The sequence below is a fragment of the Hymenobacter piscis genome, from assembly GCF_018760735.1.
GTDB lineage: Bacteria > Bacteroidota > Bacteroidia > Cytophagales > Hymenobacteraceae > Hymenobacter > Hymenobacter piscis.
On record NZ_JAHHZN010000020.1, the window covers coordinates 25088 to 45674 of the forward strand.

The following is a 20587-nucleotide window of genomic DNA, read 5'->3' on the forward strand; positions in this document are numbered from 1 at the left end:
GTTATTCACCCCGCAGGTAAGTAAGCTCGACCAACGCCTGGCGGTAGTCGCGGATGGTGGTCAGGTAGGTATTCTGAATGGCAAAGGCCTGGTTCAGACTCAGAATGAGCTGCAGGTAGCTGGCCTCGCCGGCCCGGAACAGGCGCTGCGACTGGCTGATGATGGCCCGCGACTGGGGCAGGCCGGTCTGCTCGTAGTAGGCCAGCGAAACCGCAAACTTGCGCGTATCGGCCAGGGCCTGCTCGTACTGGGTGCTCAGCTCCAGACGCTGGCTCTGCAGCTGGTAGCCGGCGGCCCGGGCGCGGGCCGTGGCCGCCTGCAGCTGGGAGCGGTAGGTCCAGAACCACACGGGCAGCGACACGCCAAACTGAAAGCGGTAGCGCAGGGCCGAGTTCTCAAACGCCTGGTTCTGGTAGCCCACCGTGAGGGCCGGCGTGCGCCGCGCCCGCACCAGGCTGATGCCCGACTGGCTCAACGCCACGCTCTGGGTGGCGGCGGCCAGCGTGGGGCTGCCCGTCAGGGCCGTGCTGTCGTCGGCGGGCAGGCTACTGAGCAGCACCGTGCCGGCTTGGGCCAGCTCCTGGCCGGTGCGGCTCAGGTCGGTGCTGGTGGCCAGGGCCTCGGCGGGGCGACCCAGCAGCAGCCCCAGGCGGCGCTGGGCCGCCCGTTGGTCGGCCCGGGCCTGCTGCAGCAGCACGGTCACCTGCCGGGCTTCGGCGTCGGTGCTGATGCGCTGCAAAGAGGTGACCTCGCCGGCCGCAAACAGGCGCTCGGTGGCCAGACGTAGCCCTTGAAACAAGCTGTCCTGGTAGGTGAGCTGGCGCACCTGGGCCTCGGCAAACTGCAGGCTCAGGTAGGCCAGACGGGTGTCGCGCAGTACGCTGGCCCGGCTCACGTCGCGGTTGCGCTCGGCCAGCGTGATACCAGCTTCGGCCACCTGCCGCTGCCGCCGGTACACGTTGGGCAAATCGAGGGTTTGCACCACGCCCGGGGCCCACATCTCGCCCGTAGGAGCCGAGAACAGGAAATCCGGGTTGGCCGGCGCGAAGGAGCCCCGCTTCAGGGCGCGCTGCTCCTCAATTTCCTGCGTTGACTGCCGCAGACGGGGGTGGCGGCGCAGGGTCTGGGCCTCGGCGCTGTCCAGGCTGACGACGGTCTGGGCCCGCACCGCGCCGGCGCAAAGCAGCAGCGGCACCAGCGTCAGCAGCCCGCAAAGCCCGCTTCTTACGTTCAGGAACTTCATACAATCAGGTTAAAATCAGCCGGGAAATGGCCCGCGGTTGCCGCAGCCAGCGGCCCGAACGGCACCCGCCTACGACTTTTTCACGAGGGCCATGCCGCACTTCGGGCAACTGCCAGGGTTAGTGCTGGCTGAGTTTTCGCAGTTCATGGGGCAGGCATACGCCGCGGTAACGGCTTTGCCGGCTTTTGTCCCCACATCCAGCTTTTCAAAACGGGCGCTGAGCGGGGCCGCGGCGGCCAGCAACAGGGCGGCAGCGAGAACGGGAAAAACTCCTGCTGGAGCAGGTGCAGAAAAGCCAGACACGCCGCCAGGCGGCGGGGCGGCCGGCTTCTCAGTGGGGCTTACATCTTATCGGCGTTCTGCTGATGCCAGGCCTGGAGCTGCTTGATTTCCTTTTCCTGCGCGTCCACCATCATCTGCGCCAACTCTTTGAGCCGGGTGTCTTTGCCGTGGGCCAGCTCGGCCTTGGCCATGTCCACGGCGCTCTGGTGGTGCACGGTCATGAGCATGTTGAAGTTCATGTCGGGGTCGGCTACCGGCTTGGGCATATTCTGCATCATGCCGTCCATGGAGGCCTTCATTTTGCTGGTGAAGGGGTCGGCCGGGTCGTTGGGCTGGTAGTTGGTGGGGGCGTTGTCGAGGCGGGTGGCGGCGGCTTCCAGCTCGGCAATTTCCCGTTGCTGGTCGGCCTTGATCTGCTCGGCCATGCGGCGCATGGTGGCGTCTTTGCCGTCGCGCAGCTGGATGTCGGCCATGGCTACCGCGCCCTTGTGGTGCTCGAGCATGTGGTGGGCAAAGTCGTGGTCGGTGTTGCCCTTGGGTTTGGTGGCGTGCATTTTCTGCATCATCTCGTTCATGGCCACCAGCTGCGGCGAGCTACCGGCCGCACTCGCGCTGCCGTGGTCCATAGCGGCCATGTCGTGCGCCCCGTCGGCGGCAGGGGTTTCGGTGGTCGTGGCCGTGGTGTCAGCGGCTTTATCGTTGTTGCAGCTGGTGGTCAGCAGGGAGCCGGCGCAGAGGGCGGCGAACAGAAAGGCGGAGATATTCATGGCTTTGGTCGAAGTAGCGGGTTATCAGCTGCTCGTTGTCAGTTATTCGTTGTCAGTCAAACACTTTGCAAAGACCTGACTGACAACGAATAGCTGACAACGAGCAGCTGACAACTCAAGTGAAAATGGGGGTTAGGCCTTCACGTTGATAGTGAAGTCGCCGGTGTGGATTTTACCCGCGTGGTTGAACTGCAGGAATACGCGGTAGAGGCCGGGCTTCTCGAAGTTGGTATTGAAGCCAATGTTGGGGCCTTTGTCGGCCTGCTCGTTGGGGTGCACGTGCAGATAGTTCTGGGTATCCTCGCTGATAACCACCACGTGACCCAGGGCCCCGAGGTAGTTGTCCAGGTCGGTTACCGGCTGGCCACCCTTGCTGATGCTGATTTTCATGCCCAGCAGCTGGCCCACTTTCAGGTCTTTATCGAAGGAAAGCATGGCCTGGTAGCCGTCCTTTTCCCACTGCATGTCGTCGTTTTTGAACCGGACGGGCGCGTACTTCGGGCCGGCCACCGTGAGCGGCTGGCGGCCCAGCTGGTGGCCCGCGCCGGTGGGCGTGTAGTCCTGAAACAGCACGTAGTCGCCGCCCTTGGGGAAGGTGTACTGCACTTTGTAGTCGCCGGCGGCCGTGTACTCGGGGTGTTCGTGGTAGAACTGGCCCAGATCCTTGCTGACGATGATGAGGTGCATCTTCTTCTCGTGGACCACGGCCAGGGGCACGGGCACCGCCTCGTTGCCGGATTCGCGGGGCGTAAAGGCCAGCGTGACGGGCTGCCCGGCCGTGACCTGCATGGGCGTGGGCACGAGCTGCATGGTGTAGGATTTGCCGTTGCCGGCCTGGTCGTTGTGCTCCAGCTTCATGCCGCACTTGGGGCACTTCTCGCCGTCCTGGGTGCTGGTCACTTCGGGGTGCATGGGGCAGGCGTAGATGTGGCCGCCGGCGTGGTCGGCGGTACCTTCGGCCGGGCCGTTGGCGGGCGTCTCTACGGTGTTGGTGGCGCTACTGGAGGCCGAATCGGAGGAGCAGCCGGCCGTGGCCAGCAGGCTGGCCACGGCCAGCAGGAAAAGTGGTAAACGGGACATACAAAAAAAGTTGGGGGTTGAGCAGCCGGCCCGCCGCAAAGCAGCTGAGCGGGAATCTGCGCCTGGAGTAACGGCCCGAGCAGGCAGCAACGCTGGTGGCCGGCCGGCCCGCATAACGGGCGGCAAATCGTTTCCGACCAGAGGGAAAGGAACCAGCCGACGGTGCGGGCTACTGCGGCCCGGGCACCTGAATCGGGCAAAAAAAGGCCGGCGGGGGCACCTGGGCAGCCCACAGACAGGCACACGCAAAGGCTCGCCGCCGGCCATAGCAGTGCTATACCGGGGCGAGCCTGGAGTGCGTCAGTCAATCAGATCGTCAGGGACTGAATGAAGATCCGGATGTCGGGGATTTTGGGCGGCAGGTGCCCGGCCGGCACCAGGACCACCGCGCGCGTGCGGTCCCAGGCGCCGGCGGCCGGCCGGAAAAAGAAGTCGTGGCTGACGGGCAGCAGGGCCGGCGCGGGCGTGAGCAGGGGCTTTTCGCCGGGCGCGGCCAGCGACTTGAGCAGGGCCGCCGATTTGTCTTTGCAGCAGTCGTGCTTGCCGGCCGGATGGGAACCGGCCGGGCCGTGGCAGGCTTTCGCCGGCTTCGCAGGGGCCGACATTGTGGCGTGGCCGGGGCAGCCGGGATGGGCGGGCCGGGCCGCGGCCAACCCGGTTACGTTGGGGGCTGCGGGAGCCGCCTTCAGGCTCGCGCAGTAGCACTGGCCCACGAACACGTTGACGAAGACGAGCAGGAAGCTCGTCGCCAGCAAACGGCGCAATGGGAACAGGCTACGGAACATACGGGGCGCTAAGCAACTGCAAAACTAGCCAGCTGCGCGAAAAATGCAGACCTGCTATTTACTGGCATTTCCCCCTGAGGGTTTTGCTATTGGTCTGCCGCTGCCGCCGGGCATTCGGCAAAAGCCGGCCTGCGCTGCCCGGCAGGGGTTTTCGGCCGGTGCCGCCCACGCCGCCGCACCGCCGGCCGGCGAAATTATGCAAGTCGGCGGCCGGATTGTGTAGGGCGGAGCGGCCGTGCCCGGTGCGAATTATGCATGTTTCCGGTTGGATTCCGTACCAGTTACGGGGCCGGAGCGTCGTTCCTTTGCAGCGGGCATACGGGTGCCGGCCGGCCAAAACCGCCGGCCGGCGCCGGCGCCTCCTTCTACCAACACTTATGGAACCAGCCACCAGAACCGAAACCCTCGACATTGAAGGCATGACCTGCGCCTCCTGCGCGTCGTTTGTCGAGAAGTCGCTGGCCCGCACGCCGGGCGTGCAGCGGGCCGTGGTCAACTTTGCCACCGAAAAAGCCACCATCGACTACCTGCCCGCCGAGGCCAGCCCCGCCACGCTGAAAGAAGCGGTGGTAAAGGCCGGCTACGGCGTGCTGGAGCGCGCCCCCGACACTTCGGCCGCCGACCGGCAGGCGGCCATCGACCAGCAGAAGGCCCGGGCCTACCGCACGCTCAGGCGCCGCTTCTGGGTGGCCGCGGGCCTGGCCCTGCTCATCATGCCGCTGAGCATGCTCATGCTCTGGCCGGCGGCTATGCAGCGCGTCAATATGCAGGCACTTAACTACGGCCTGCTCGTGCTCACGCTGCCGGTACTGCTCTACAGCGGGCGCGAGTTCTACGTTTCGGCCTGGAACGGCTTCCGGCACCGGGCCGCCAACATGGACACGCTCATTGCCGTGGGCACCGGCGCGGCCTTCCTCTACAGCCTGGCCGCCACGGTGGTGCCGGGCTGGTTTACGCGCCAGGGCCTCATGCCCGAGGTGTACTACGATACCACCGCCACCATCATTGCCCTGATTCTGCTGGGCAAGCTGCTGGAGCTGCGGGCCAAAACCCGGACCTCGGCCGCCATCAAGGCCCTGATGGGCCTGCAGGCCAAAACCGCCCGCGTGGTGCGCCCCGACGGCCAGGAAGTGGACGTGCCCATCGGGCAGGTGCAGCTCAACGACATTGTGCTGGTGCGGCCGGGCGAGAAGGTGGCCACCGACGGCCTGATCGAGGAAGGCCACTCGGCCGTGGACGAGGCCATGCTCACCGGCGAAAGCCTGCCGGTGGAAAAGCGCGCCGGCGACCAAGTGTTCGGGGCCACGCTCAACAAAACCGGCTCCTTCCGCTTCCGCGTAACCAAAATAGGCGCCGACACCCTGCTTTCCCAGATTGTGAAGCTGGTGGAAGACGCCCAGGGCAGCCGCGCGCCCATCCAACGGCTGGCCGATAAGGTGAGTGCCGTGTTCGTGCCCACGGTCGTCGTCATTGCCATCCTCACGTTCGTGCTCTGGTTTGACCTGGCCCCGGTGGAAAGCCGCCTGCCGCTGGCCCTGGTCAGCTTTGTGGCCGTGCTCATCATTGCCTGCCCCTGCGCGCTGGGCCTGGCCACGCCCACGGCCATCATGGTGGGCACCGGCAAAGGAGCCGAGCATGGCGTGCTCATCCGCAGCGCCGAGGCCCTGGAAAAAGCCCACCAGGTAAACACCGTGCTGCTCGACAAAACCGGCACCATCACCCGCGGCGAGCCCGCCGTCACCGACTTCGTGCCCGCCCCCGGCCAGGACGCCGCCGCCCTGCTGCAGGTGGTGGCCGCCGTGGAGCGCCAGAGTGAGCACCCCCTGGCCGAGGCCGTGGTGCGCTACGCCGACGCCCGGGGCGCCACCCAGCTTCCGGCCACGGGTTTTCAGGCCCTCGAAGGGAAAGGCGCGCAGGCGGTAGTAGATGGTCAGCCCGTACTCATCGGCAATTTCCGCCTGCTCGATGAGGCCGGCATCACGCTGCCCCCGGCCGTGCGCCAGGCCGCCGACGCCCTGCTGGCCCAGGCCCAAACGGTGCTTTACGTGGCCGTGGCCGGCCAGGCCGTCGGCGTGCTGGGCGTGGCCGATACCGTGCGCGACACGTCAGCCGCCGCCATCCGGCGCCTGCAGCGCATGGGCCTGGAGGTGGTAATGATGACCGGCGACAACCCCCTGACCGCCGCCCAGGTGGCCGGCCAGGTGGGCATCACGCGCTACTTCGCCGAGGTGCTGCCGGCCGATAAGGCCGGCAAGGTAAAGGAGCTGCAGGCCGAGGGCCGCGTGGTGGCCATGGTGGGCGACGGCATCAACGACGCGCCGGCCCTGGCCCAGGCTGATATCGGGCTGGCCATGGGCGGCGGCACCGACGTGGCCCTGGAAGCGGCCGGCATCACGCTCATGCGCTCCGACCTGCAGGGCGTGGTGACGGCCATTGAGCTCTCGCGCCAGACGATTCGCATCATCCGGCAGAACCTGTTTTTCGCCTTCGTCTATAACACGCTGGGCATTCCCGTGGCCGCCGGGCTGCTGTACCCCTTCTTCGGCATCCTGCTTTCGCCCATGCTGGCGGCCGGGGCCATGGCCCTGAGCTCGGTATCGGTGCTCTCCAACTCGCTGCGCCTGCGCGGCTTCTCTCCGGCCAAAAACTAACCACCCATGGACCTTACTGCAATCATCGTGACCCTGGCGGGGCTGGCCCTGGCCGCCCTGGTAGTCTGGTACTTCTTCCTGTCTGCCCGCCCGGCGGCCAGCGCCGTTTCCACCGCCAGCGGCGGGCAGCAGGTGGCCATTACCGTGAAGGGCGGCTACTCGCCCGACCTGATTGAGGTGGAGCGCGGCCGGCCCGTGCAGCTGCGCTTCTACCGCGACGAGGAAAACTCCTGCTCCGAGGAGCTGCTGCTGCCCGACTTCGGCATCCGCCGCGACCTGCCCGCTTTCCAGACCACGCTGGTAGAGCTGCTGCCCCGGCAGGCGGGCACGTATGAGTTCACCTGCGGCATGGGCATGCTGCGCGGCCGCCTCGTGGTGAAATGAGTGCCGGCCCCGCTGCTCTGGCGGCCGGCCCGCCGCGCTCAGACGCGGGCCGGCCGCCAGAGCGGACCCACGGCCAGCAGCAGCACCAGCACGTTGATGCCCGCGTTGACCGGGTTGCCGGAGGCCACCGAGCCGGCGCTGTCCAGCACAAACCAGGTGAGCAGGCCCCCGAGCACGGCTTTACGCACGTCTTCGGGGGCCTGGTCGTAGACGCGGCCGGCCAGCAGCCAGATCATCACGCCCCAGCCGGCCAGAAACCCACCCGTCAGGGCCGACAGAAAGCGCATGTCGGGGGCGGCGAAGGGGGCGCTGCCGTCCAGCGGCCAGCTCAGCAGGTCCAGCGTAAAGCGGGCGGGGCCGGCCGTGGCCGCCCGCGTGCCCAGCGTAAAGACCGGCCCGAACGAGCCGACCACCAGGGCGGTAATCTTAAGCCAGAACCGGTGAAATGTGTGCGAGCTGAAGTAGGACGGGTGCGGCATAATGAGGCTGAATTGGTGAATCCGCCGCATAGGTAAGGCCCCGCCGGCGCGGATTTTAGCCGCCACCGTCCAGAGCCGGCGCCCCGCCCGCGCTGAGCGCGCGCACCAGTTGCGTGAGCTGGCCGAAGTAGGCCGAAAGCCACTCGCGGGTAAGCGTGGCCTCGGTTAGCTGCAGGTAGAAGTTTTCCAGGGCCAGCTGAAACACGCCGCCCAGCAGGTGGGGCGCCAGGTGCGAAGGCAGCTCCCGGGCCCAGAGGGCCAGAAACGCCTCGGCTGCCGGCCCCGAGGCTTCGGCCAGGCACTCGGCATAGGGGCCGTGGCGGCGGTGCACCCGCAGCTGCCGCTGAAACAGCAGGTCGGTGCGGTGCTCGAGCAGCACGGTAATCAGCTCGGGGTCGAGGCTGCCGCACGCCGCCTCGCGCCGGGCCAGCTGCCGCGCCCGCCCGACGTGGCAGCGCAGCAGCTGCCCGATGAACACTTCCAAATCGGCGAAATGGTGGTAAAACGAGGACTTGCTGATGCCCACCCTGCGGGCCAGCACTTCCACTTTCAGGCCGGCGGGGCCGGTGGCGGCAAACAGGTCGTAGCCCGCTTGCAGCCAGATGGCCGTGGGGTCTTCTTTCATGCGTCAGGCATAATGCTTTGCTGCGGCCCCGGGGGCTGCGGGCCGGGAAGTACCGGAGCCGGCTCTTCTGTTTTCCGCTAAGCCTGGCAGCGCAGGACTTTGGTGGCCCTGGCCCGGTGGCCCAGGATCAGAGCCTGGTGAACAGACCGGCGAATTCAGTTTTGAGGTGGTTTACCGTCGTGCCGCCAATGTTGTCGAATACCTTGGACTTGGTTTCGTAGTTGACCAGCAGCTGGTGCGTGGACTTGAGCAGCTTCGTGAAGCTGGCCTCATCATCGCCCAGGTACTCGAGCACGGTCCGGATCTGCGCATCGGACACCTGCAGCTTCTGCAGCCGGGCAATAATGCGCTGGTGCAGCGTGGGCATTTCCGCAATAATGCCCAGAGTCAGCTGATCCGAGGCCTTCTGCTTCGGCCGGCCCGGGGGCGTGATGTCGATGATGGACGCGTCCTGCCCGTTTCCGGGGATAATGTGCTTGGGGATGGTAAAGAGGATCTTGCTGACCTTGCGCCCGGCTTTGATCGGCTCCCAGCCCACCATCCAGCCGATGTCGTGGAGCTCCTTAATGGCGGGCTCCAGCACGTAGCGCTTGAAATCGTAGAAAATGGTGTACGCCGTGTCGTCCGTGCCCACCATCTGCTCGCGCAGCGCGTCAATCTCCACTTCCCAGCTGCCCACGTCATCCCAGCTGGTGAGCACCCAGTAGAGCCGGTGCGCGTGGGCGCTCTTGAGTGTGAGTATGGTCTCAATCTCTACGGTGGTGTACTCACTGGCCAGCTCAAGCAGAAACGGCTTTATCTCGGGCGCAAAGTTGCCCGTTACGTACCCCGTTCCCTCATCAATTTCCATGAAGCTGATGATGCCGTAGTTTTTGATGTTCATCTTGCCCCGGGAGTTGGTACGGGCAATACTCACCACCTTTCCCATCAGCGTTTTGCAGGCCGCATCAATCTGCTCGTACACCGGGCCGGATTTGGCCTTGGGAATAATGCGCTTCATGGGAATCCGGATCTGCGGCAACTCCAGCGACTTGGAATGGATGCAGCCCAGCGCCAGGGCAATAATGCGCGCCTCCATGTGGGTGAGCTTTAAAGGGGACCGGACCAGAATATTGGCCTGCCGGGCCTGAGGATAGAGGGAGGGTTCCATGAGGAAGGTAAAATAAGGCTCGCCTAAACTACGGAAATTTCTTATAATCTTCCGTAGTGCCGGCCCGGCAGTCCGGCAGGTAAGGCAGGCGGGTGTAATTTCTTCCGTAGTTGTCCGGGCGGGTGTAGTTTCTTCCGTAGTTGCCGGGGTGGGTGTAGTTTCTTCCGTAGATGGTGTAGTTTCTTCCGTAGTCGGTGTAATTCCTTCCGTAGATGGTGTAGTTTCTTCCGTAGGTGGTGTAGTTTCTTCCGTAGATGGGTGTAATTTCTTCCGTAGTTGGGTGTAGTTTCTTCCGTAGTTGGGTGTAGTTTCTTCCGTAGCACGGTGTAATTTCTTCCGTATTTAAACGATTCAAAAAATTGATTATCAAGTAGTTATGGTGTATAGAAGAAAGAAGAAATAGAAGAATAGAAAATCAGAAAAGGGGCTCTGATTTTTTTTCTGTTTGGGGGCTTAAAAAGCCGGTTTTTCAGGATACCTGGCAGGCTACACCCCTGGTGTGGTGCAACCTCCAACTTTCCGGGGAACTACGGAAGAAATTACACCGGGCGCTTGCCAGCCCTTCCGGCCCGCTTCGTTGAAACAGCCGGCAGTCAGCCGGGCACTCAGCCCCGTTCAGCCACTGGCTGCCCGGGCCGGAGCGCGGCCTCCTCCGGGCCGCCCGGCCGGCGCCGACGGCCCGGAGGAGGCCGCGCTCCGCAAAATGACGCTACTTTACGGTTCTCCGCTGCTAAACCCCTCTCAAATGCGCCCTATGAAAGAGCTGTTGCTGGCCGACGTGCCATTCCGCTTCGATGGCCGGCTGTGGCTGGAAGGCCCCACCGACCGGTTTATGGGCGTGGGCCGTCTGCAGCTGCTCGAGCACATTGCCGTCCTGGGCTCCATCTCGCAGGCCGCTAAAGCCATGCAGATGTCCTACAAGCGCGCCTGGGACCTGGTGGCTTCGATGAATGCGCAGGTGCGCACGCCCCTGGTCCAAACTCAGACCGGCGGCAAGCGCGGGGGTGGGGCGTCACTGACGCCCGCCGGGCAGCAGGTAGTAGCCGAGTTCCAGGCCCTGCAGGCCCGTTTCCAGGCCTTTCTGGCCGCCGAAACAGCCCGGCTTAATGGCTGAGATTGGCCGAGTGCGGGCAGAAGCCGGCCAGGTCGTTATATTTGTCCGGATATAACCCTGGGTCCGAAGCGGCCCGCACCGTTTCCGGTGGCCCCTCCCTTTGCCCGTCTTTCGGCCACCCGACACCGCTTTTCGCCTAAGCATATGCCCCATTTTTTACGCTTCAGGGCGCAGATGGCCACCGGAATCATTACCCTGGCTCTGGCCCACGCTGTGGCCGCGCAAAGCTCCGCTCCGCTGCCCTCCCGTCGTCCGGCCCCGGCGGATACCGCGCGCACTACCCTGACGGAAGTGGTGGTAACGGCCTCGCGGGTGGAGGAGAGCTTCCTGCAGTCGCCGGTGACGGTGGAGAAGCTCAACGCCCGGGCCCTGCGCCTGACGCCGGCGCCCTCGTTTTTCGAGGCCATCGAGCACCTGAAGGGCGTGCAGGTGCTGGCCCCCAGCCTGGGCTTCAAAGTCATCAACGCCCGCGGCTTCGCCAACACCACCAACGTGCGCTTCGCCCAGCTCGTGGACGGCATTGATAACCAGGCCCCGCACATCGGCGGTCCCATCGGCAACGTGCTCGGCCCCGGCGACCTGGATATCCTGAGCGTGGAGGTGGTACCCGGCACGGCGGCCGCGCTCTACGGTCTGAACGCCATCAACGGGCTAGCCAACTTCCAGACCAGAAGTCCGTTCCGGTTTACGGGACTGAGCGTACGCCAGCAAACCGGCCTCAACCACCTGCAGGACCCCAACGTGGGTGCGGCCGGCCCGGACGGCATTGCCGGGCACCTGTTCTCCGAATCCAGCGTGCGCTACGCCCAGGTGCTGGTGCCCGACCGGCTGGCTTTTAAGGTGAATGGCAGCTACCTGCGCGCCTACGACTGGGTGGCCAACGACCAGACTGACCTGTTTGCCCAAGGCAACGCCACCACCGGCCTGCTGGGGGCCGACAACCCGGCCCGCGACCCGGTCAGCCGCTACGGCACCGAGTCGTCGAACCGCAGTACGCTCACGCTGGGCGGCCGGCAGTACGTGGTGGCCCGCACCGGCTACGACGAGCGCGACCTGGTGGACTACACCATCAAGAGCCTGAAAGCCGACGCGGCCCTGCACTACCGCTTCCGGCCCGGCGTGGAGCTGGCCTACACCTACCGGGTGGCCGGCTTCGACAACGTATACCAGCGCTCTAACCGCTTCCGCCTGCAGGACTATGGCCTGCAGCAGCACGCCCTCACGCTGACCACGCCCGTAGTGCAGGCTCGCGCGTATGCCACGCTGGAAAACACGGGCAAAAGCTATAACCTGCGCTCCATGGGTGAAAACCTGGACCGCAGCTTCCGGCCCGATGCCGCCTGGAACGCGCAGTACACCGCCGCCTGGAACGCGGCCGTGGCCGCCGGCCAGCCGGTGGCCACAGCCCACGCTACGGCCCGCCTGGCGGCCGATGCCGGCCGCCTGCAACCGGGTACGCCCGCCTTCCGGGAGCGGCTGAGCCAGCTGCAGGACATCAACAACTGGGACCAGGGCGCGGCCCTGCGTGTGCAGGCCGACCTGCTGCACGCCGAGCTGCAGGTGAACCTGGCCGAAGCCTGGCGGCGGCGGGGCGGCCACCTGCCGGCGGGTCTGGATCTGCTGGCGGGAGCCGACCACCGCACCTACGTGGTTGTGCCCGACGGCAACTACTTCATCAACCCCGAGCCGGGCCGGGACCCGCTGCGGGACAAGCTGACCTACGGCAAAACCGGCGGCTTCGTGCAGGCCGGCGGGCGTTTGCTGGCCGACCGGCTGCGGCTGACGGCCACGCTGCGCGCCGACAAGAACGACTACTTCGCCGTGAAGCTCAACCCGCGCCTGACGGCCGTGTTTTCGCCCACCCGGCAGCAGAACTTCCGCCTCAGCTACCAGAGCGGCTACCGCTTTGCGAGTTTGTTCGAGGGCTTCAGCAACGTGAACAGCGGGCAGGTCAGGCGCATCGGCGGGCTGCGGGTGATGTCGGACGGCGTGTTTGAAAACAGCTACCTGCGCACCAGCATCGACGCCTTCAACGCGGCCGTGACGGCGGCCGTCAACGCCAGTACCACCGCCGAGCCTGCCGCCGAGAAGCGCCGGCAGGCCATTGCCGCCAACCAGGGCCGGCTGGTGAAAAACGCCTATACTTATCTCAAGCCGGAGTATATCCGCTCGCTGGAAGCGGGCTACAAGGCGGCCGTGCTGCCCCAGGGCCGGCTGCTGCTCGACGTGGACTTCTACTACAACGCCTACCGCGACTTCATCGCCCAGGTGGAGGCCTACGTGCCCCAGTCGGCCACCGGGGAGCCGCTGGTGGGCGCCGACCTGAACACGGTGGCTACCGCGCTCAACGCCCGCGCCGGCCAGGCCCGCTACCGCCTCTGGACCAACTCCAAGAGCCGGGTGCGCAACTACGGCGGCTCGGCCGGGGCGCGCTACGAGCTGGGCCGCGGCTACCTGCTGGGGGCCAATACCACCTACACCCGCCTGCGCCGCCCCCAGAACGGCGACGGGCTGGAGGACGGCTTCAACACCCCGCGCTGGGCCTGGAACCTGAGCGTGACCAACGAAAACGTGGTGCCGAACGTCGGCTTCGGCCTCAACTACCGCCATCAGCAAAGCTACTTCTCGCAGACGTTTCTGGTGACGGGCACGGTGCCCGCCTACTGCACGCTCGACGCCCAGCTCAGCTACCATATCCCGGCCGCGCAGCTGCGCCTCAAGCTGGGGGCCAGCAACGTACTCAACCGCTACTACGTCTCCTACCTGGGCGGCCCGAGCGTGGGCGGGCTCTACTACCTGACCCTGACCTACGGCCTGTAAACGCTGGCAGGGGCACTGGCGGGCCCGTCTGCTTTCCATCCGGGCGGGGCCGGGGGCCGGCGCTTAATCTGCCGCGCCGGAAAAGCGTTTACTTTGCTGCTGCTTTGTCTTTTTCCCGCTGCCGGCCGGTACTGCCGGCGGAACACCCGTAGCCGCATGTCTTCTTCCTCCCAACTCCCGCCGCCGGCCCGGACCACTGCGGTCGGCACCGATGTGGCCCACGCGGCCGCGCTGCTTGGCGCGGGCGAGCTGGTGGCCGTTCCTACCGAAACCGTGTACGGGCTGGCCGGGCACGGCCTGCGCGAAGACAGCCTGCGCCGCATCTTTGCCGTGAAGGGCCGCCCGCTTACCAACCCGCTCATCCTGCACTTTGCCAGCGTGGCCCAGCTGGGCGCCTACGTGCGCCTGGAGGCCGTGCCCGCGGCGGCCCACCAGCTGCTGGCCGCCTTCAGCCCGGGTCCCCTCACGCTGCTGCTGCCCCGCAACCCGGCGGTGGTGCCCGATTTGGTTACGGCCGGCCTGCCCGATGTGGCGGTGCGCATTCCGGCCCATCCGCTGGTGCAGGAGCTGCTCGGGCAGCTCGACTTTCCGCTGGCGGCCCCGTCGGCCAATCCCTTCGGCTACATCAGTCCCACCCGGCCCGCGCACGTGCTCAGCCAGCTCGGCGGCCGGATTCCCTACGTGCTCGACGGTGGGGCCTGCCAGGCCGGTATTGAAAGCACGGTAGTCGGCTTCGGACCGGCCGGCGAGCCGGTGCTGTACCGGCCGGGCGTAATTTCCCTGGAAATGCTGCAGGCCGTGGTGCCGGCCGCCCGCCTGCGCACCGCGCCGGAAAAGGCCCGCCCGGCTGCCAGCCCGGGCCTGCTGCCCTACCATTATTCTCCCCATACGCCGTTGCAGCTGTTCGGGCCGGGGCTGGGGGTAGTGCCCGCGTTTGAGGCCGCCACGACCGGCGCGCTTACCCTGCGCGAGCCGCTGCCCGGTTTGCCCGCCGCCCAGCAGGTAGTGCTGAGCCCCGGCCGCGGCGACCTGGCCGAGGCCGCCCACGGGCTGTACGCCGCCCTGCATCAGCTCGATGCCCTGGGGCTGCAGCTGCTGCTGGCCGAGCGGCTGCCCGACTCCCGCCTGGGCCAGGCCCTGAACGAGCGGCTGGAAAAAGCCGCCGCCCGCCGCTAGCCCTGCGCCGCTAGCTGTATAGCCCCTGCGCCGAGCCGACAGCCGCCCAAAAAGCAACATCCGGCCACTCCGCGCCGCCCCAGGGCCGGCTGCTGGCTAGAAGGCGTAATCCAGCGCCAGGGTCAGGTGGTGCAGGTCCACTTTGTTGACCGCGTGGGCAGGCAGATAGGCTGAGCGGTCGGCCCCCCACTTGGCCGCGTAGAGCGTACGCAGGCGCAGGCCCTGGGCCGGGCCGGCAAAGGTCTGGGTGAGGCTCAGGTTAAGCTGGTGAAAATCGGGCAGGCTGTACTTGTTGAGCCCCGCCTGGCGCGACAGGTTGTAGTACCCGTAGCCGGCTTCCAGCCGGGGCCCGGGGGGGTGCAGCGGCCGCGCGGGATGCTGCCAGGCCACGCGGCCGCCCACGGCGTGCACGTTGCCGGCTCCTTCCAGCCGCTCGCGGGGCAGGGTGGTGTAGAACGGCTCCCGGCCCCACTCGCGCGGAAACAGGAAGCGCCCGTGGGCCGTGAGGCGGGTGTAGTGGGCAGCGTAGTGCCACGCGCCTTGCTGGCAGGCCAGGCGCCCGCTCAGGGCGCGGGCCTGTTCGCCCGGCACCAGGTACTGCTGGCTGACTGGCTGCTCGCGGCGGCCGGCCAGGCCGTGCTGCCACAGCAGCTGGGTGCTGGCCGTCCAGGTGCCGGCTTTGCGCGGCAAGGCCACGGAGCCTTCCAGCCAGGTGGTCGTCAGCAGGTGGTCGGCGAAATACTGCCAGGCCTGCCCGCTGACGCGCTGGCCCCAGGTGTGGCGCAGGCCCAGCACGGCCAGCCCGCGGGTCGAGACGTGACTCAGGTAGTCGGCGCGGCTGCTGTCGGGGGCCAGGCCCATGGAGTAGCGCCCGATGGACTCACGCAGGGAATACCAGCGGTCCAGGGAGCGGGGCGCCACGTGGGTAAGCCAGCCGCCCTGCACGGTGGTTGCGGGCCCGGGCCGGGCCACCAGCCACAGGCCCTGCACGAAGTTGGGGCTCAGGCGCGAGTCCTGGGAGTTGAGCAGGGGCGTGTCGAGGCGCTGGCGGCCGTAGGTGAGCTGCAGGCCGGGGCGGGGCTGCCAGCGTACCCAGAGCTCTTCCACCTGGTGCAGGATTTCGCGGTGGTGGGGGTGCTCCTGGTCGAAGAGGCTGAGCTCGTAGCGGCTGGCCGGGCGCCCGGGGGCAGCGGCCAGGGCGCTGGAAAAGAGGTTTTTAAGAAAGAAGCCTTCCACGCCCACTTGCAGGCCATGCCAGGCGCGGCTCTCGTAGCGCAGGCCCGCGCCCGCGCCCAGTGCGTAGTAGTCGGCGGCCGCGCCCCGGTTGCGGGTAGCCATGAAGATGGTGCGGGCGTGGGCGTTGAATTCGCCCCGGCGCAGTGCCTCCCCCGGCGTGCGAGCCGCCGCCGAATCGGCCTCCGGAAACTTCCGGTTACTGGCAGTAGCGGCGGCCGGGGCGGCCGGCGCCGGGTGGGTCAGCAGCGGATCGGGAGGGGCGGACTGAGCCACACTGAGCCGGGCGCCGGCCAGCAGCGCGGCTCCCAGCAGAAACCAACGAGACATACGAGAAACGGGAAAAGGGGAGCCGGCGCTGCGGCGGCAGCCGCTACAAAGGCAGCCGCTCGCGCAGGGCGCTGTAGGTCCAGGTGCCGGCCAGGGCGGCCAGAATCAGCACGGCGGCCGAGGCCACGCCGCTGCCCAGCTGGGCAAAGAGCGGACCGGGGCAGGCGCCGGTCAGGGCCCAGCCCAGCCCGAAGATGGTGCCCCCGATCCAGGTGCCGTGGTTGTACTTCTTATCGGCCAGCTTGATTTCCTCGCCGTTGATGGTGCGCAGGCGGTTGCGCTTGATGAGCTGAATGGAGAGCATGCCCACCACAATGGCCGAGCCGATGACCCCGTACATGTGGAAGGCCTGGAAGCGGAACATCTCCTGGATGCGGAACCAGCTGATGACTTCGCTCTTGGTCAGGATAATGCCGAACAACACGCCCAGCACCAGGTATTTAAGGTTTTTCATATCAAGTAAGAAAAGAAGTGAAAATCAGGCGCGGGTTGCCAGCAGGCGCACCACCCGGGCCGGGCCGGCGTGGAAGGCGCCCTCGTGCAGCACCACGGCCGCTTCCTGGTTGTGCAGCACGCGCAGCGCGGCAAAGTCACTGGCCAGATCAGCCGGCTCGTAGAGCAGCTCGGCTACTTTGGGGCCGCCCGAAGACAAGCCCAGCTGGCGGGGGCTGAAGGCCTCCAGCAGCAGGTGGCCGCCCGGGGCCAGGCTGGCGGCCGCGGCCGCGTGCACGGCCCAGCGGGCCATGGGCGGCAGGTGCGCGTAAATCAGCCCGATGGCATCGTAGTGCCCCGGCTGCTGCCAGCTCAGGGCTGTGAGGTCGGCCACCTGGTAGTCCAGGTGCACGCCCTGGGCCACAGCCAGACGCTGGGCTTTGGCCCGGGCCTCGTGGCTGAAGTCCACGGCCGTCACCTGCCAGCCCTGGCGGGCGGCGTACACCGCGTTGCGGCCCTCGCCCTCGGCCAGCAGCAGCAGGCGGCCGGGGACGAGCTTATCCAGTTGCTGGCGGAAGTAGGCGTTGGGCTCGGTACCGTAGGCGTACTGCTCGCTTTCGTAGCGGGCATCCCAGAACTCGACGGGCAGCGAAGAGGCGCTCATGGCAAGTGAGGTTAGAACATCATGGGGTAGAACACCCAGGTCATCAGCAGTCCGCCCACGAAGAAGGCAATGACGGCTACCAGCGACACCCACTGCAAGTTGGAGAGGCCCGAAATGGCGTGGCCCGAGGTGCAGCCCCCGGCGTAGCGCGTGCCGAAGCCCACCAGAAAGCCGCCCAGCACCAGAAACACCCAGCCCTTCCAGTTCGCGAGGTTTTCCAGCGCAAACAGCTCCCGGGGCAGCAGACCCGAGAAGTCGGTCAGGCCCATCTGGGCTTTGAGGTCGCGCACGGTTTCGGCCGAAATGGCAATGGTGTCGGGGTGGCCCAGCAGCTGGTAGCCCACGTAGCCGCCCAGGCCGATGCCGAGCACAAACCACAGGTTCCAGATTTCGGCGCGCCAGTTGTAATTCAGAAACGGGATGCCCGCGGGCACGCAGGCCGCGCATACGTGGCGCAGCGAGGAGCTGATGCCCAGGGCCTTGTTGCCCACCAGCAGCAGGGCGGGTACCGTCAGGCCAATCAGCGGGCCGGCCACGTACCAGGGCCAGGGCTGACGAAGTAATTCCAGCATAGAAAGCAGTTCAGAAGAAAAGTGGGGAAACGAAAGCCCGACCGGCAGCAGGGCCGCCGGCCGGGCGGGTTGGCAGGTAACAGGCTGGGTGACCAATCTAGCGCACCAGCGCGTGGGGCCAGTCGAGCACGCCGCCCAGCAGGTTGGCCACGTCGGCAAAGCCGGCCTTGGTGAGCTGCGTGGCGGCGCTGGCCGAGCGGGCCCCGCTGCGGCAGTACACGTAGGTGGGCTTGGTTTTGTCGAGGGCGGCCACGCGGCGGGCGAAGTCGGGGCCGGTCACGTCGATATTGACCGCTCCGGGCAGGTGGCCGCCGGCAAACTCGTCGGGGCGGCGCACATCCAGCAGCAGGGCGCCGGGCTCGCGGCGCAGCCCTTCAGCAAACTGGGCGGGCGTCAGGTTCTGATAGGCCGGGGCCGAGGGTTTCAAAAAGTCAAACATGGCAAACGAGAAAAGGCAAATGAGCAAGGCGGCGGACAACCGGGGCCACCGTTTCCCCCGGGCGCGAATCAACGCGCTTGCTAGTGAGCAGCTGCCGAAGCCGACTGAAACGACTTCACGGCCTCGCCCAGGTCGTAGACCGTAGCCTCCTCGGCCAGCGCGTCGGCCACGATGCTGGAGCCCGCCGCCGAGCGGTAGCCGCCGGCGCAGTGCACCACCACGGGCTTATCGGAGGGGATTTCAGAAGCCCGCTCCCGCAGCTCGGGCAGCGGAATGCTCAGGGCCTCGGCAAAAATGGGCTCGTCGCGGTGCTCGGTAGCGTTGCGGATGTCCACGATGGTGTAGTTCTCGGGGTGCTGGCGGAACTGGTCCACATCCAGCTGAGGAATCGTGGCCTCGGTCGCCGGGGTACCCACCAGCGCGCCCTTGATCAGGGCTTCGTACCCGATTTTGGCCGTTTTCTGAATCAGGTCCTCGAGCGTGGCCTCGTCGGCGGCCAGCAGGTAGAACCGCTCCTCGGGGCCCACGATGGAGCCCAGCCAGGTTTCAAACTTGCCGCCCTGCTGGATGTTGATGGCGCCTTCTACGTGACCCTGCTTGAACTCGGCTTCAGGACGCGAGTCGATAACGACCACGCCGGCCTCCAGCTCGGTGCCGGCCGCCAGGCGGGGCACCTGCTGTACGCTGGGGGCGTAGGCGGGGGCGCCGGCTTTGTTGAGGGCCACGTCGTAGCCGAAGTATTTGGGAATGAAGGGCTGGTCCTGGAGCAGCTCGCGCACGAACTCTTCCTCGCTCATGTCCCGCAGCATGGGGTTGCCGAACTTCTCGTCGGCGATGGTGCTGCTGCTGGCCCCGCTCAGGGCTTTGCCGCAGAGGCTGCCCGCCCCGTGGGCCGGGTACACCAGCACCGAGCCGGCCAGGGGCATCAGCTTGTCGCGCAGCGAGTGGTACATCTGTTTCGCCAGCTCCTCCCGCTTGGCGGTCATGTTGCCGGCCTTCTCGCGCAGGTCGGGGCGGCCCACGTCGCCGATGAAGAGCGTGTCGCCGGTAAATACGGCCTCGTCCTGGCCCTCGCGGCTCACCACGATGCTGATGGAGTCGGGCGAGTGGCCGGGCGTGTTCAGGGCCCGGAACGTGAGCTTGCCCACGGTGAACTCCTGGCCCTCATCGAAGGCCTCGTGGGCGTAATCGGCTCCCAGCAATTTACTCACGCGGATAATGGCGCCGGTGGCCTGGGCAATTTCCAGGTGGCTGCTCACGAAGTCGGCGTGGGGGTGGGTTTCGATGACGCTCACAATCCTGGCGTCATTGGCGTTGGCGTAGTCGTAGTAGGGCTGGGGGTCGCGGGCGGGGTCGATGAGCACGATTTCGCGGGCGCATTCGCTCAGGATGGCGTAGGAAAAGTGAGCCAGGCCCTTGTCTTCAAACTGTTCGATTTTCATAACGGCAAACGGGTTGAAAAAAGTGGAGTGGGAAAAGATGATCGGTTGCTGGAGGAGAAAAGATTACGCGTGACTGAACATCAGCTCGCGCAGCAGAATAAATGTGCCCATGGCCAGCGTGAACCAGCCGAAGGCCGGCTTGAGCTTGGCGCCCGGAATGAAGCGGGCCAGGTAGGTGCCCAGCACGATGCCGACCAGGGCAAAGGCCAGAAAGCCGAGCAGAAAGCTCCAGGCAATGGGGGTGCCCGCGCTCAAATCGCCGGTAAAGCCGATGAGCGAGTTCAGGGCAATGATGGCCAGGGAAGTGCCCACGGCCAGCTTCATGGGCAGGCGCGCGCCCAGCACCAGGGCCGGAATAATCAGAAAGCCCCCGCCGGCCCCCACGAAGCCCGTGAGCGTGCCCACCACCAGGCCAATGCCCAGAATCAGCGGGTAGTTGAGCGGTGCTTTGCCACCTGATTGATGCTCCGGCACCTCTTCGGCCTGCTTACTGCGGATCATGGACGTGGCGGCTACCACCATCAGCACGGCAAAGGCCACCAGCACCAGCAAATCCTTGGTAAAGACGAGGCTGCCCACCGTGAACAGCTCGTGCGGAATGGCCGGCATCAGCAGCTTGCGCACCGCAAACACGGCCGCCAGCGAGGGCAGCAGAAACACCAGCGCCGTGGGGATGGACACCAGCCCCTTGCGGAAGTAGCCCGAAGCCCCCACCACGGAAGTGCTGCCCACCACAAACAGCGAGTAGGCCGTGCTCAGCACCGGGCTCACGCCCATCAGGTATACCAGCACCGGCACGGTGAGAATGGAGCCGCCGCCGCCCATAATACCCAAAGAAAGCCCGATGAAGATGGCCGCGAAGTAACCGAAGTAGGGAAGCATTGGAGAACAGGTGAATGTATGTAATTATGAATGGGTG

Annotated in this window: 21 protein-coding genes; 5 read left to right on the plus strand and 16 right to left on the minus strand. The window is 66.3% G+C overall.

All coding sequences use genetic code 11. The annotated features are described in order from the left end of the window. Position 1 precedes the first annotated feature (1 nt). The 5 genes from KLP40_RS17110 to KLP40_RS17125 form a co-directional block, all read right to left on the minus strand. Positions 2–1243, minus strand: a complete 1242-nt coding sequence (locus KLP40_RS17110) for a TolC family protein (protein WP_215595044.1) — start codon at positions 1241–1243, stop codon at positions 2–4. Between the two features lie 69 nt (positions 1244–1312). Then, entirely contained in the window at positions 1313–1390 is a 78-nt protein-coding gene (locus KLP40_RS21300; protein WP_246558976.1) for a heavy metal-binding domain-containing protein, read from the minus strand. A gap of 194 nt (positions 1391–1584) precedes the next feature. After that, positions 1585–2292 (minus strand): DUF305 domain-containing protein, encoded by a 708-nt coding sequence (locus KLP40_RS17115; protein WP_215595045.1) that lies wholly within the window; start codon positions 2290–2292, stop codon positions 1585–1587. 132 nt (positions 2293–2424) lie between these two features. Then, on the minus strand, positions 2425–3372 hold the full coding sequence (locus KLP40_RS17120) for a heavy metal-binding domain-containing protein (protein ID WP_215595046.1): 948 nt from the start codon (positions 3370–3372) through the stop codon (positions 2425–2427). Positions 3373–3680: 308 nt separating this feature from the next. Then, positions 3681–4136 carry a hypothetical protein gene (locus KLP40_RS17125; protein WP_215595047.1) on the minus strand — a complete coding sequence of 152 codons (456 nt, stop codon included), beginning with the start codon at positions 4134–4136 and terminating at the stop codon, positions 3681–3683. A 398-nt stretch (positions 4137–4534) separates the two neighbouring features. On the opposite strand from KLP40_RS17125, the gene KLP40_RS17130 reads away from it, so the two are divergent. Both KLP40_RS17130 and KLP40_RS17135 read left to right on the plus strand, forming a co-directional pair. Further along, positions 4535–6808, plus strand: a complete 2274-nt coding sequence (locus KLP40_RS17130) for a heavy metal translocating P-type ATPase (RefSeq protein WP_215595048.1) — start codon at positions 4535–4537, stop codon at positions 6806–6808. 6 nt (positions 6809–6814) lie between these two features. Continuing rightward, a complete protein-coding gene (locus KLP40_RS17135; RefSeq protein ID WP_215595049.1) occupies positions 6815–7192 on the plus strand; it encodes a cupredoxin domain-containing protein in 378 nt (125 codons plus the stop codon). A 38-nt stretch (positions 7193–7230) separates the two neighbouring features. Here the strand turns inward: KLP40_RS17135 and KLP40_RS17140 are convergent, their stop codons facing one another. The 4 genes from KLP40_RS17140 to KLP40_RS17155 all read right to left on the minus strand — a co-directional run bounded on the left by KLP40_RS17140 (position 7231) and on the right by KLP40_RS17155 (position 9801). Further along, positions 7231–7671, minus strand: a complete 441-nt coding sequence (locus KLP40_RS17140; RefSeq protein ID WP_215595050.1) for a hypothetical protein — start codon at positions 7669–7671, stop codon at positions 7231–7233. A 55-nt stretch (positions 7672–7726) separates the two neighbouring features. Further along, positions 7727–8296 (minus strand): TetR/AcrR family transcriptional regulator, encoded by a 570-nt coding sequence (locus tag KLP40_RS17145; protein WP_215595051.1) that lies wholly within the window; start codon positions 8294–8296, stop codon positions 7727–7729. 127 nt (positions 8297–8423) lie between these two features. After that, positions 8424–9446: a replication initiation protein gene (locus KLP40_RS17150; protein ID WP_215595052.1), complete on the minus strand. Its 1023-nt coding sequence runs from the start codon at positions 9444–9446 to the stop codon at positions 8424–8426. 28 nt (positions 9447–9474) lie between these two features. Then, complete coding sequence (locus KLP40_RS17155) at positions 9475–9801, minus strand: hypothetical protein (protein ID WP_215595053.1); 327 nt, start codon at positions 9799–9801, stop codon at positions 9475–9477. 399 nt (positions 9802–10200) lie between these two features. On the opposite strand from KLP40_RS17155, the gene KLP40_RS17160 reads away from it, so the two are divergent. The 3 genes from KLP40_RS17160 (at position 10201) to KLP40_RS17170 (ending at position 14556) form a co-directional block, all read left to right on the plus strand. Then, entirely contained in the window at positions 10201–10560 is a 360-nt protein-coding gene (locus tag KLP40_RS17160) for a winged helix-turn-helix domain-containing protein (RefSeq protein ID WP_246558968.1), read from the plus strand. Positions 10561–10704: 144 nt separating this feature from the next. Next, the gene (locus KLP40_RS17165) at positions 10705–13380 is read left to right on the plus strand and encodes a TonB-dependent receptor (RefSeq protein ID WP_246558969.1); all 2676 of its coding nucleotides are present in this window, start codon (positions 10705–10707) and stop codon (positions 13378–13380) included. Between the two features lie 156 nt (positions 13381–13536). Beyond that, a complete protein-coding gene (locus KLP40_RS17170; protein ID WP_215595055.1) occupies positions 13537–14556 on the plus strand; it encodes an L-threonylcarbamoyladenylate synthase in 1020 nt (339 codons plus the stop codon). 96 nt (positions 14557–14652) lie between these two features. On the opposite strand, the gene KLP40_RS17175 is transcribed toward KLP40_RS17170, so the two are convergent. The 7 genes from KLP40_RS17175 to KLP40_RS17205 form a co-directional block, all read right to left on the minus strand. Next, entirely contained in the window at positions 14653–16119 is a 1467-nt protein-coding gene (locus KLP40_RS17175) for an OprD family porin (protein WP_215595056.1), read from the minus strand. A 43-nt stretch (positions 16120–16162) separates the two neighbouring features. Then, complete coding sequence (locus KLP40_RS17180) at positions 16163–16573, minus strand: DUF6691 family protein (RefSeq protein WP_215595057.1); 411 nt, start codon at positions 16571–16573, stop codon at positions 16163–16165. A gap of 24 nt (positions 16574–16597) precedes the next feature. Next, complete coding sequence (locus tag KLP40_RS17185; RefSeq protein WP_215595058.1) at positions 16598–17215, minus strand: class I SAM-dependent methyltransferase; 618 nt, start codon at positions 17213–17215, stop codon at positions 16598–16600. An 11-nt stretch (positions 17216–17226) separates the two neighbouring features. Continuing rightward, on the minus strand, positions 17227–17787 hold the full coding sequence (locus KLP40_RS17190; RefSeq protein ID WP_215595059.1) for a YeeE/YedE family protein: 561 nt from the start codon (positions 17785–17787) through the stop codon (positions 17227–17229). A gap of 97 nt (positions 17788–17884) precedes the next feature. Then, complete coding sequence (locus tag KLP40_RS17195) at positions 17885–18226, minus strand: rhodanese-like domain-containing protein (protein ID WP_215595060.1); 342 nt, start codon at positions 18224–18226, stop codon at positions 17885–17887. A gap of 80 nt (positions 18227–18306) precedes the next feature. Further along, on the minus strand, positions 18307–19668 hold the full coding sequence (locus KLP40_RS17200; protein ID WP_215595061.1) for an MBL fold metallo-hydrolase: 1362 nt from the start codon (positions 19666–19668) through the stop codon (positions 18307–18309). Between the two features lie 63 nt (positions 19669–19731). Beyond that, positions 19732–20550, minus strand: coding sequence for a sulfite exporter TauE/SafE family protein (locus tag KLP40_RS17205; protein WP_215595062.1), 819 nt, complete (start codon positions 20548–20550; stop codon positions 19732–19734). Positions 20551–20587 lie beyond the last annotated feature (37 nt).